This is a genomic window from Photobacterium arenosum, from assembly GCF_014841115.1.
In the GTDB taxonomy this organism is placed as follows: Bacteria; Pseudomonadota; Gammaproteobacteria; order Enterobacterales; family Vibrionaceae; genus Photobacterium; species Photobacterium arenosum.
Genome location: NZ_JACYTP010000005.1, coordinates 89767 through 101957 on the forward strand (window position 1 = coordinate 89767; position 12191 = coordinate 101957).

General features: G+C 53.5%; 14 protein-coding genes. 10 read left to right on the plus strand and 4 right to left on the minus strand.

Annotated features, from left to right (window positions below):
• Window positions 1-21 precede the first annotated feature (21 nt).
• Together IFO68_RS09920 and IFO68_RS09925 are read left to right on the plus strand one after the other, a co-directional pair.
• Window positions 22-519: a SprT family zinc-dependent metalloprotease gene (locus tag IFO68_RS09920; protein ID WP_192015902.1), complete on the plus strand. Its 498-nt coding sequence runs from the start codon at window positions 22-24 to the stop codon at window positions 517-519.
• Window positions 520-633: 114 nt separating this feature from the next.
• Window positions 634-1341, plus strand: a complete 708-nt coding sequence (locus IFO68_RS09925; protein ID WP_419555441.1) for an endonuclease — start codon at window positions 634-636, stop codon at window positions 1339-1341.
• Between the two features lie 73 nt (window positions 1342-1414).
• Here IFO68_RS09925 and IFO68_RS09930 read toward each other — a convergent pair whose 3' ends face one another.
• Window positions 1415-2728, minus strand: coding sequence for a hypothetical protein (locus tag IFO68_RS09930; RefSeq protein WP_192015756.1), 1314 nt, complete (start codon window positions 2726-2728; stop codon window positions 1415-1417).
• Between the two features lie 250 nt (window positions 2729-2978).
• On the opposite strand from IFO68_RS09930, the gene rsmE reads away from it, so the two are divergent.
• The 4 genes from rsmE (at window position 2979) to ruvX (ending at window position 5817) form a co-directional block, all read left to right on the plus strand.
• Complete coding sequence (rsmE, locus tag IFO68_RS09935) at window positions 2979-3710, plus strand: 16S rRNA (uracil(1498)-N(3))-methyltransferase (protein WP_192015757.1); 732 nt, start codon at window positions 2979-2981, stop codon at window positions 3708-3710.
• A 15-nt stretch (window positions 3711-3725) separates the two neighbouring features.
• Window positions 3726-4676 (plus strand): glutathione synthase, encoded by a 951-nt coding sequence (gshB, locus tag IFO68_RS09940; protein WP_192015758.1) that lies wholly within the window; start codon window positions 3726-3728, stop codon window positions 4674-4676.
• Window positions 4677-4828: 152 nt separating this feature from the next.
• Window positions 4829-5392 (plus strand): YqgE/AlgH family protein, encoded by a 564-nt coding sequence (locus IFO68_RS09945; protein WP_027253605.1) that lies wholly within the window; start codon window positions 4829-4831, stop codon window positions 5390-5392.
• Entirely contained in the window at window positions 5389-5817 is a 429-nt protein-coding gene (ruvX, locus tag IFO68_RS09950) for a Holliday junction resolvase RuvX (protein WP_027253606.1), read from the plus strand. Before IFO68_RS09945 ends, ruvX begins: the two co-directional genes overlap by 4 nt.
• Window positions 5818-5955: 138 nt before the next feature.
• On the opposite strand, the gene IFO68_RS09955 is transcribed toward ruvX, so the two are convergent.
• The 3 genes from IFO68_RS09955 to IFO68_RS09965 all read right to left on the minus strand — a co-directional run bounded on the left by IFO68_RS09955 (window position 5956) and on the right by IFO68_RS09965 (window position 9621).
• The gene (locus IFO68_RS09955; protein ID WP_192015759.1) at window positions 5956-7272 is read right to left on the minus strand and encodes a YjiH family protein; all 1317 of its coding nucleotides are present in this window, start codon (window positions 7270-7272) and stop codon (window positions 5956-5958) included.
• Between the two features lie 191 nt (window positions 7273-7463).
• Window positions 7464-8570: a PilT/PilU family type 4a pilus ATPase gene (locus IFO68_RS09960; protein WP_192015760.1), complete on the minus strand. Its 1107-nt coding sequence runs from the start codon at window positions 8568-8570 to the stop codon at window positions 7464-7466.
• 16 nt (window positions 8571-8586) lie between these two features.
• Entirely contained in the window at window positions 8587-9621 is a 1035-nt protein-coding gene (locus tag IFO68_RS09965) for a type IV pilus twitching motility protein PilT (protein ID WP_192015761.1), read from the minus strand.
• A 23-nt stretch (window positions 9622-9644) separates the two neighbouring features.
• On the opposite strand from IFO68_RS09965, the gene IFO68_RS09970 reads away from it, so the two are divergent.
• Genes IFO68_RS09970 through yggU form a run of 4 tightly spaced genes read left to right on the plus strand, consistent with a single transcriptional unit; the run spans window position 9645 to window position 12068 of the window.
• A complete protein-coding gene (locus IFO68_RS09970) occupies window positions 9645-10346 on the plus strand; it encodes a YggS family pyridoxal phosphate-dependent enzyme (RefSeq protein WP_192015762.1) in 702 nt (233 codons plus the stop codon).
• Window positions 10347-10392: 46 nt separating this feature from the next.
• Window positions 10393-11211, plus strand: a complete 819-nt coding sequence (gene proC, locus IFO68_RS09975) for a pyrroline-5-carboxylate reductase (RefSeq protein ID WP_192015763.1) — start codon at window positions 10393-10395, stop codon at window positions 11209-11211.
• 9 nt (window positions 11212-11220) lie between these two features.
• Window positions 11221-11778, plus strand: a complete 558-nt coding sequence (locus IFO68_RS09980; protein ID WP_192015764.1) for a YggT family protein — start codon at window positions 11221-11223, stop codon at window positions 11776-11778.
• A gap of 2 nt (window positions 11779-11780) precedes the next feature.
• On the plus strand, window positions 11781-12068 hold the full coding sequence (yggU, locus tag IFO68_RS09985; RefSeq protein WP_192015903.1) for a DUF167 family protein YggU: 288 nt from the start codon (window positions 11781-11783) through the stop codon (window positions 12066-12068).
• Window positions 12069-12191 lie beyond the last annotated feature (123 nt).

A 12191-nucleotide genomic window follows, 5' to 3' on the forward strand; every position in this document is an offset into this window, starting at 1 on the left:
GTTTGTTCACCTTTCAGCATCATGGACTCACTACAGCAAGCCATTATTGAACGTACCCTCTCCTGCCTTCGCCGGGCTGAAAACAAGCTTGGCAAACAGTTTCCTGATCCGGCAATCCGCTTTACCCAGCGCGGTAAAATTGCTGGCAGTGCCCGGATGCAAAGCTGGGAGATCCGCTATAACCCGGTATTACTGGCAGAAAACCCGCACGCTTTTCTGGCCGAAGTGGTTCCCCATGAACTCGCCCATCTGCTCACTTTTGCCTGTCACGGCAAAGTGCGTCCACATGGCCCTGAATGGCAAAAAATGATGACTGAGGTGTTCAATGTGCCAGCGCGCACCACCCACAGCTTCGATATCTCTTCTGTAAGCGGGCGTACTTTCCCCTACCGCTGCCAGTGCCGGGAGCATCAGATCACTGTCAGGCGGCATAATAAGATTCTGCGTCAGCAAGCCATCTATCACTGCATGCAATGCCACCAGCCTTTGATGCCTGTTACTGGAAATGCGTCGCAGTGAAATTGAAAATTTGATTTTTTACACACAGATAACGTGAAACACTTCTAAAAAATTCCGGTACTGATAACATCATCATCCATACATTCAGTCACCGGAAATCCCATGTTAATCAAGCTGAAATGGCTAATGACTGCCGTACTGCTAAGCGTCAGTGCCCTGCCCTCTCCCGTATTGGCAGACCCACCGCACAACTTCTCCAAAGCAAAAAAACTGCTGGTCAACATTTATCAGGATCACAACGAGAGCTTTTACTGCGGCTGCCGGATTGAATGGCAAGGGAAAAAGGGAATCCCGGATCTGAACAGCTGCGGCTATCAGGTTCGCAAGCAGGAGACGCGTGCCAGCCGGATTGAGTGGGAGCACGTGGTGCCGGCCTGGCAGTTTGGCCATCAGCTGCAATGCTGGCAGGATGGCGGGCGTAAAAACTGCCGCAAAGACCCGGCCTTCAGCCGGATGGAAGCCGACATGCATAACCTGACCCCGGCCATTGGCGAGGTGAACGGCGATCGCTCGAACTATCGCTTTGCCCCCTGGCGTGAACATGACGGTGCTTTCTACGGCCAGTGCGAAGTGAAAGTTGATTTCAAAAACCGCCGGGTGGATCCGCCACCCCGTGCCCGAGGAGCCATTGCCCGCACCTATCTTTACATGGAGCAGGAATACCGCTTCCGTCTGGCGAAAAGTCAGCGCCAGCTGATGCAGGCCTGGCATAAGACTTACCCGGTCAGCCCCTGGGAGTGCGAAAGGGATCGGAGAATTGCCAACATCCAGCAAAAGCACAACGGTTTTGTGCTGGAAGCCTGTCAGCAAGCAGGACTTTGATCTAACCACGGCTGAGATCAGGGGCTCTCAGCCGTTTGCCTATGCTTAATGCTTAATGCTTAATGCTTAGTGCTTAGTGACGTAGCATCTCATCCAGGTAACGCTGGCTGTTATCGGCAACCGGCGCCTGGCGATTGAAACGCTCAAATCGGGCCGACATCACAGCAGTCCGCGCCTGGCACCATCCATAGCCGTACGGCAGATCCACCGGCATTGAACTGGCTATTGATGCAAATTCAGCGCTCAGATCCTGCTGTAAGATACTCTCCGATACCAGCCTGGCGCGCGGCACAACCTCTTTCTGCGCCAGCCGGTTGCGCTGCCCCCAGCCAATAATCAAATCATCACAACTGTAATTTTCAACCTTGGGTGAGGACGTAAACGCCACATCAGAGACCGCCTCATATTCCCGCCACATCATATAAGCTTCAAACAGCATGGCGACATCTTCTGCGCCGGTGTAATAGCCGTAAAAATCGGCGCCACCATCAGGCTCGAATGCCGATCCTGCCTGCTCAGGCGACATGGTCGTTGACGCCGAGGCGCCGCCAAAATAGCTCTCAGCCATCAACTGTAAACTGTCTGCTGAAAGCGCATGGGCTTGTTGCAATGATGTCTGAATCCAGTTGCCTTTAATCTGCTTGATGTTTTTACCTATGCTGGTTGACACATCCAGCACACTGAGTTGATCCGGCGGCAGGAAGTCGTTGGCATGAGCCAGCTCATGGACCAGCAGATTAAACAGTCCCGGCGCTATTTCTGATTTGCTCCGCCAGTAATTGTCGTACTCATCGAAGGTATTGCTGTAAGTGACATAATCACCATTGCTGTACACATAACGTTGTAAAGCCAGAAACGGCAGGACATCTGCAAACCCGGAGCGGTAATCTTGCTGCTGATAAATGTCATTCCATTCCGCCTGATTGCGCCACAGATACCGCGGATCGATATATATCCCTGCAGTATCTGTGTGATAGAAAGACGGGCGGATATCAAGGCTGAGTACAATGACATTGAGTGGCTTAAACAGATTCAGCACATCCTGCGGTAAGTCACGCACCACATCCATAAAGCTGTCCCCCATCCAGCCATGGGATACCAGCAATCGCTGGGCAATGTCGTCCGGCGTCAGATCGCCCTGAATGTCATAGCCGAGCGGTGCGATATCCTGCAACTGGCAGGACTGCCTCTGTTTATAGATGACAGCACAATCTTCGGCTGCCAACCCGTACTGACTGGAGCTCAGGTACGGCTGCAGGCTGGCCAGCAAAGGATCGCCATCCACATTCAGGCTGCGCTCGCTAGACTTACCGTCGCCGCCACAGCCCGCCGCCAGCACCGCCGCCATAAGGAGCGCCAGTCTGTGCGTTCCTTGTGTTATTGTCATTTTTGTTATGTCCCCTGTGCAACAAAGCCGACATTTTAGGTGATACGGGGTTCAATCCCACTGACTTTTTGCCGGAGTTATGAGCCGCATCAATGTCGGCTCGTGCAGCTTTTGCGCGAGATAACACTTCAGCGCGCTTCCGCTGTGTTTCATCACGCAGTATTCGGCACTGTGCAATGTTCGGTACATTGCCGCCAAGCTTGATATACTGACGCCAGGAATAACCATCAAAGCCAACGAATTTAATACTATGAGAGTGCCACGTATTTTCCATCCTGAGACCCTGCCGGCAAGCGGTAGAGTGCCATTAAGTGACGACGCCGCCAACCATGTCGGCCGCGTGATGCGGATGCAGCCAGGCCAGGAAATTCTGTTGTTCGACGGCAGCAATGCTGAATTCCCGGCTGTCATTACCGAAGCCGGTAAAAAACATGTCGAAGTAGAGATTTCTGCCCGTTTTGAGCGCAGTGTGGAGTCCCCTTTGGATCTGCACTTGGGCCAGGTGATTTCCCGCGGCGATAAGATGGAATTCACGATTCAGAAATCTGTCGAGCTGGGCGTCAACAGCATTACGCCGCTGATCTCAGAGCGCTGTGGTGTCAAACTGACTCAGGACAGGTTCGACAAGAAACTGTCACAGTGGCAAAAAATCGCCATCAGCGCCTGCGAGCAATGCGGCCGCAATGTGGTGCCGGAAATCCGTCCTGTGATGAAACTGGAAGACTGGTGCGCGGAAGAATTTGACGGCCTGAAGTTGAATTTGCACCCAAGAGCCCAATATTCCATAAATACCCTGCCCGCACCTGTCACCCGGGTCCGTCTGCTGATCGGGCCGGAAGGCGGCCTGTCGGAGCAGGAAATCAGTATGACTGAAACGTTCCGGTTCAGCGAAGTGCTGCTGGGTCCCCGGGTTCTCAGAACTGAAACTGCCGCTATGACGGCGATAACTGCGCTACAGGTCCGCTTTGGCGATCTTGGCTAACCAAGGAGAAAAGACATGATCAAATTGGGTATTGTGATGGATCCCATCCAGTCCATTACCATCAAAAAGGATTCCAGCTTTGCGATGATGCTTGAAGCGCAGCGTCGCGGCTGGGAAATCCATTATATGGAAATGGCTGATCTGTCTCTGGAGCAAGGCAAAGCAATCGCCCGGACCCGGATCGTCAAATTGCAGGAAGATCCGAACGACTGGTTCAGCTTCCACGGTGAGCAGGAAATCGAACTGAGCGAGCTCGATGCCGTGCTGATGCGCAAAGATCCGCCGTTCGATACTGAATACATCTACGCCACCTATATTCTGGAGCGCGCGGAAGAACAGGGCACCCTGATCGTCAATAAACCCCAGAGCCTGCGTGACTGTAATGAAAAACTCTACACCGCCTGGTTCCCCGAGCTGACACCCACCACAATAGTGACCCGCCGGGCAGATAAGATCCGCGCTTTCCAGCAGGAACACGGCGATATCATTCTCAAACCGCTGGACGGTATGGGCGGCTCGTCGATCTTCCGTGTCAAAGCCGGGGATCCTAACCTGTCGGTGATTATTGAAACCCTGACCAATCACGGTGAATACTACTGTATGGCGCAAACGTTCGTGCCGGACATCAGTAACGGCGACAAACGCATTCTGGTAGTTGACGGCGAGCCTATGCCTTACTGTCTGGCCCGTATTCCGGCCGAAGGGGAAACCCGTGGCAATCTGGCCGCCGGTGGCCGCGGCGAACCCCGCCCGCTGAGCGAAACTGATCGCAAAATTGCTGAAGCTGTCGCACCGGCACTGAAAGAAAAAGGGCTGATTTTTGTTGGCCTGGATGTGATTGGCGACAAGCTGACTGAAATCAATGTCACCAGCCCAACCTGTATTCGCGAAATTGAAGCGGCGTATGATATTTCTATTACAGGCAAACTGATGGATGCCATAGAACGCCGCCTGAAAACCGCTTGATACTGATACCACCCGGACGTGTTGTCTGCTGAAGTTGACAACACGTCACGTTTTCATTTTTAACAGCATCTCTCTCAGGCTTACCATTTAGGCCAATTAGTCCTCATACTGTAGTTATGAGAGCCTGTCTGAGAGTGTGTAAGGACTGAACGATGAATCTCACCAATCACTTTCTGGTGGCCATGCCCAGTCTGCAAGATCCGCACTTCAAACGCAGTGTGGTGTATGTGTGCGAGCATAACGACGAAGGCGCGATGGGCATTGTCATTAATTTGCCAATTGATGTGTCTGTCGGCAGCATGCTGGAGCAGATCAAAGTGGAGCGAGACTTGCCACTTGCGCATCCTGCCAGCCTGGAGAAGCCTGTCATGATAGGCGGCCCGGTGGCCGGTGACCGGGGATTTATCCTGCACAACAGCAAAGAAGAATACAGCTCCAGCCTTGATCTGACCGAAGAGATCAAGATGACCACATCAACCGATATCCTGCCTTTGCTGGGCACCAAGGATGAGCCGAGTCAATTTCTGGTTGCCCTTGGCTACGCCGGCTGGACCGCCGGTCAGCTGGAACAGGAACTGGCCGACAATAGCTGGCTGACCATGGAAGCGGATCCCAAGGTCGTGTTTGAAACTCCCATCAATGAACGCTGGGACAAAGCCGTCGCCAAACTGGGTATCCATTCCGCTAACTTATCCACTGAAATAGGACATTCATGAGCACCTCTCGTACAGTACTTGCCTTCGACTTTGGCACCAAAAGCATTGGCGCCGCCATCGGTCAGGAACTGACGGGGACAGCCAATCCCCTTTCGGCACTCAAAGCCAACGACGGTATTCCCAGCTGGGAAGCGATTGAAAAATTACTGAAAGAATGGCAACCCGACCTGATTGTGGTCGGCCTGCCGCTGGATGTTTACGGCCAGGAGCTGGAAAGTATCACCCCGCGCGCCCGCAAATTTGCCAACCGCCTGCACGGCCGGTTCGGGTGCCAGGTCGAATTACATGATGAGCGTTTGAGTACGGTCGAAGCGCGCTCGGATCTCTTTGCCCGTGGTGGCTATCGCTCACTCAGCAAAGGCAATGTCGACTCTCAGTCTGCCGTGGTTATCCTCGAAAGCTGGTTCGAACAGCAATACGGTTGATCGCTCGGTACAGCATTTTTAGTTTTGAGATCATGGCTGACCCAAAACCCTGAACGCTGCCGACAAAAAAAGCCCTGAAAGCAAACACTTCAGGGCTTTTTTGTCACTCAACGTTATCAGGCCAGAGTGATGGCAAGCTTACATGTGCCCGGCCACAAACATCGCAAACGGAATCGCCAGCAGCAAACTCAGCGCGGTACGGATAAACCAGATCACCACCAGCCGCCCGACACTGAGCGGAATGGAGGTCGACAGAATGCAGGGAATGGAGGCGGAAAAGAACAGCACGCTGGACACACAAATCACGCCCGCCGCCATACGCACCACAAACTCCGCCTCGCGCAGCAGCAGAGCAGGCAGGAACATTTCCGCCAGACCTGATGCCGAGGCCTGCGCCAGTTCTTTCGCGCCATCAATGCCCCACACCGCGGTAAACGGGTAGAACAGATAACCCAGCCACTCAAACACAGGGGTGTATTTCGCCACCAGCAAACCAATCAGGCCCACAGACATGATGGAGGGCAGGATGGAGATGGTCATCACCAGGCCGTCTTTAATGGTAGATAAGATATTGCCGCCCAAAGCCGGCGCCTGACGGGCCACACTCATGCCGGTCTGATAAGCCGTCTGCAACCGTCCTTCGCTGCCGGCATCAGGTTCAGGATCCGCCACGGATTCATCCATCTGACGTAACGGCGGCAGACGGACAGTAATCGCGGTGACAATGAAAGTGATCACCAGAGTGCCCCAGAAATACAGGTTCCATACCGACATCAGATCCAGGGTTTTCGCCACTATGATCATAAAAGTGGCCGACACGGTCGAGAAGCCGGTGGCGATGATCGCCGCCTCTTTCGCTGAATATTGCCCTGATTTGTATACTCTATTGGTGATCAATAACCCCAGAGAATAACTGCCGACGAATGAGGCAACCGCATCAATCGCAGAGCGCCCCGGCGTACGCCAGATCGGTCGCATCACAGGCTGCACCAGGATACCAATCAGTTCCAGCAAACCATAGCTCACCAGAAACGACAGGAAAACAGCCCCTACTGGAACGATAAGCCCGACCGAGATCACCAGCTTCTCGAACAGAAACGGCAGCATGTCTTTGCTGTGCAGGAACTCTGGTCCTGCACCTGTTACCGCCATCAGTGCCGCGCCAGCGCCCATGACTTTGAGTACAGAAAAAACTTTATCTGTCAGGCTTTTTGACCATTGACCGGTGACAAAAGGATAGACCGCACCTATCACTATCATGGCAAAGGCATACCAGGCAACACCGCTCCCCAGCCAGACTTTGATTTGACTAACCAAATGATCCAGCGGGATCGTCGATTTTCCATTCACAGAAATTGGAACGAAAAAGAAAAATATCCCGACAGCACTGAGAAACAGTAAGCGGAAACGTGCCAGTGCATCCGATGCACTGACACGAGACTGAGATTGTTCCATGTTATTCACTCCCTCTACACGTTATTTGTATATACATATAGAGAGCGAGCAAACAGAGCGCAAGGTGGTTATTTTGAAACCACTAAGGGGATCACAAAGATTTAACTCAAAAGTAACAATATCCCAGACCGTACAGCATGATCCGCTCTGGGATCATGGGTGGGCAAAAGCTCCCCGGGCTGTAACTGTTGTCACTCAAACCGGATCGTGACCCCGTCCAGCCCGCCACCTGAGCTCTGGCCTGACTGGCCGGTTTTGATCATCAGGCGCAAGTCATTAGCCGAATCGGCATAACTGAGGGCATCGTTCTCACGGATTTTGCCTTGCCTGAACAGTGCATACAGCGACTGATCAAAAGTGATCATGCCATGCTCACGGCCTTTGCCCATGGTGGCTTTCAGTTCATGCAATTCTCCGCGCCGGATAAGATCCGACACTCTGGGCGTGTTGATCAGTAACTCAAACACCGCATGACGTCCCTCACCGGAAGGATCGGGAATCAGCTGTTGCGCCAGTATCCCTTTCAGGTTCAGCGACAAATCAAACAAAAACGACTCCCGGCGATCTTTCGGCACTAAATGCAGTATCCGTTCCAGCGCCTGATTGGCATTATTGGCATGCAGGGTCGCCATGCACAGATGACCGGTTTCGGCAAAATTGAGCGCATGCTCCATGGTTTCCTGATTGCGTATTTCACCAATCAGAATCATATCCGGTGCCTGACGCAAAGAATTTTTCAATGCCACTTCATAGCTTGCGGTATCTAAGCCAACCTCACGCTGAGTCACTATGCATTGCTGGTGCTGATGAATAAATTCTATCGGGTCTTCAACCGTCAGGATATGACCGCTGCTATGGCGGTTTCTGTGCCCTGTCAGCGCGGCCATGGAAGTTGACTTACCTGAGCCGGTCGCCCCGACCACCAGAATCAAACCCCGTTTCGCCAGTGCCATGGCTTTCATGGGTTCAGGCAGGCTGAGGGAATCCATGTCGGGAATAACGGTTTCAATACGGCGAATCACCATGCCCGGCTGCTCACGCTGCCAGAAGGCACTGATACGAAAACGGCGCTCACCGCGCACCAGCGCAAAATTCGCCTCTTTCAGTCCGGCAAAGCTCTGCCATTGTTCTGCAGACATTGCCTGCTGGCACAAAGCAGTCAGCTGTTCTGCCGACAAGGATTCACCGAGTGAACACAGCCGCCCGTTCACTTTCAGCTGGCAGGGCGCCGCCACAGTGAGATACACGTCAGACGCCTGCTTGTCGGTCATCTGGCTGAGAATAAAATCCAAATTCATGGCTAGTTTTCCTGCCTCATAATCCCTGATTTCGCTCAACCACCCGGGCGGCTTCCTCTGGTTCAATCAACCCTTGGGCCATTAAGCGGTTAACAGCCTGCTCCATCGTTTGCATCCCCAAACCGGCCCCGGTCTGGATCATGGAATACATCTGGGCCACTTTATCTTCCCGGATCAGGTTTCGGATCGCCGGGGTTGCCAGCATGATTTCATGGGCCGCCATCCTGCCACCGCCAGGGCATTTCAGCAGAGTCTGTGCGATCACCGCCCGCAGTGATTCCGACAGCATGGAACGCACCATGGCTTTATCGTTACCGGGGAAGACATCAATAATCCTGTCAATCGCCTTGGCCGCCGAGCTGGTGTGCAGAGTTCCCAGTACCAGATGGCCGGTTTCGGCCGCCGTCAGCGCTAAACGTATGGTTTCCTGATCGCGCAATTCACCGACCATGATCACATCGGGATCTTCACGCAACGCTGAGCGCAGCGCATTCTGAAAGCTGTGGGTATCACGGTGCACTTCGCGCTGATTGATCAGGCAGCGTTTACTTTGATGAACAAACTCCACCGGATCCTCAATGGTCAGAATATGGCGATGGGTGTGGGTGTTAATATGATCAACCATAGCGGCAATGGTGGTCGACTTGCCTGAACCTGTTGCCCCTGTTACCAGCACCAGGCCACGCTGGCTCTGGGCAACCTGATAAAACACCTCAGGCACCTGCAAGGTTTCCAGCGAGGGCACAGACTGGGGAATGGTACGGAACACCGCGGCACAACCCCGGGACTGCTGGAACGCATTGACACGAAACCGGCCGACATCGGGCAAGACAAAAGAAAAATCCACTTCCAGCCTTTCTTCATATTCACGCCGCTGACCGTCATTCATAATGTCGGTGATCAGCCGGTTCGCCTCTTCATGGCTCAGAGGCGGGATGCTGAGCGGCCTGACATCACCGTCTACCCGAATCATTGGCGATACCCCAGCGGAAAGGTGCAGATCGGAGGCGTTATGCTTTACACTAAAGTCCAGTAGTTCGGTGATATCCATACATTTTCCCTAAAGAATCAATTATGAGTAGTATCAAACAAAATATTACACAGGTCACCCGCGAGATCCGGCAGGCCTGCGAAAAATGCGGCCGCGATACAGATTCAGTGCAACTGCTGGCGGTCAGTAAAACCAAACCGGTCAGCGCTATTGCTGAAGCCATTGCAGCGGGACAACAGGCCTTTGGCGAAAACTATGTTCAGGAAGGCGTTGAGAAAATTCAGCATTTTTCTCAGTCTGACCAACAATTAGTCTGGCATTTTATCGGCCCTGTCCAGTCCAACAAAACGCGCCCGATAGCCGAACATTTCGACTGGGTGCATTCGGTCGACAGGCTCAAAATTGCCCGCCGGCTCAGCGAGCAGCGTCCGGCAACACTGCCGCCGCTGAAAATACTGCTTCAGGTCAACACCAGTGGCGAAGCGTCCAAATCGGGGGTCGACTTTGATGAGCTGGCAGAGCTGGCGGCTGAAGTGGCCGCCTTGCCCAATATAGAGCTGCGCGGGCTGATGTCTATTCCGGAAAAAGCTGACGATTATACCAGTCAGCTCAGCGCCTTTTCCGCACTGGCAAAGGCCAGAGACACTTTGCAGCAACGCCTGCCCCACACCAGATTGGATACCCTGTCGATGGGCATGAGCGGCGACATGGAAGCAGCCGTGGCCGCAGGCAGCACTATGGTGCGTATCGGGACCGCTATCTTTGGCGCCAGGGATTACAGTTAAATTCGCTTGAAGCATCAGGCGCTCATTACGTTTAGAAGGATTTCTCATGGAACAACGTTCAATCGCTTTTATCGGCGCTGGCAACATGGCCCGCTCCATCATCGCCGGCCTGGTTGCCAGCGGTTATCCGGCAGATAAAATCACCGCCACTGCGCCCAGTGCCGAACGCCGTGAACCATTGGCTCGTGAGTACGGTATTCATACCGACAGCGATAACCTGCGCGCCGCCCAGCAAGCCGAGGTCATCGTACTGGCGGTCAAACCTCAGTTAATGGCCAGTGTGTGTGAGCCGCTGCAAGCCATCGATTTTGACGGCAAACTGGTGATCTCCATCGCAGCAGGGATCTCAGTAGCGCGCCTGCAGGCCATGCTGGCAGCCAAAGTCAGCCTGGTGCGGGTGATGCCCAATACCCCTTCGCTGATTGGTAAAGGGATGAGCGGTATGTACGCCAATGCCAGTGTCAGCAGCCAGGATCGTAATTTCTCTGACAGCCTGATGGCGGCGGTAGGCAAAACCTGCTGGGTATCAGAAGAGTCAGGGATCAATGGTGTGATTGCCGCTGCCGGCAGTGCCCCTGCTTACTTCTTTCTGTTCATGGAAGCCATGCAGAACGAAGCGATTCGTCAGGGCTTTGACAAAGAGACCGCGCGTGAACTGGTTCAGCAGGCCGCACTGGGCGCAGCCGGCATGGTGATCGCCAGCCCGGACACAGAGCTGTCAACCCTGCGTGAACAGGTCACTTCAAAAGGCGGAACCACAGCAGAGGCAATCCGCACATTTAATGAAGCGCAACTTAGTGATATCGTAGCCAAAGCCATGCAGGCCGCTGTCAGCCGCGCACAGGAAATGGAAAAATTATTTTAAGGTAACAATATGAATGCTATTGCTTTTTTAGTCAGCACCCTCTTTGACCTCTATATCATGGTGGTGCTGCTGCGACTGTGGCTGCAATGGGCCAAAGCGGATTTCTATAATCCCTTCTCCCAGTTTGTGGTGAAAGTCACCCAGCCTGTCCTCGGCCCGCTGCGTCGTGTTATCCCTTCAATCGGCTCGCTTGATCTGGCCACAGTGCTATTTGCCTACCTGCTCACGGTAGGAAAGTTTATCGCGCTGCAATTAGTGCTGACCAATGGCGGAATGGCATTCAGCCCGGATCTGTTCTGGATAGCCGGATTATCCTTGCTTAAAGCGGCCGGTGGCCTGCTGTTCTGGGTGCTGCTGATCCGCGCCATCCTGAGCTGGGTCAGCCAGGGACGCAGCCCGATCGAATACGTGATGCATCAGCTGACCGAGCCGATGACAGCGCCAATCCGCCGCATCATTCCGGCCATTGGCGGCCTGGATCTGAGCGTGCTGGTGCTTTTTGTTGGCCTGCACTTCGCCAATATCCTGATGGGCGATCTGATTGGCCCTATCTGGTTCCAGCTGTGAGCCTGACACCTGTCTGTATCGATAAAGCGGATCTGATGATCCGCTTTTATGTACAACCCAAGGCCAGCCGGGATCAGTTTGTCGGCCTTCATGGTAACGAGATCAAAATCGCCATCACGGCTCCGCCGGTTGACGGCAAAGCGAACGGCCACCTGGTCAAGTTTCTGGCCAAGCAATTCAGAGTAGCCAAAGGACAAATCATCATAGAAAAAGGAGAAACGGGCCGGCATAAACTCGTCCGGATACAAGCACCACAAGTCATACCCCCGCTCGTCAGCGCCTTGCTGTAATTCTGATACCCGCAAAGACGCCGTCCGCGGACCACTCTATACTTTAAACAATTACTGTATATCCCTTTTGAATGTAAGGTCTTACTCTGTGTGACATACTTCGACAGGACAGAAGGACGACAC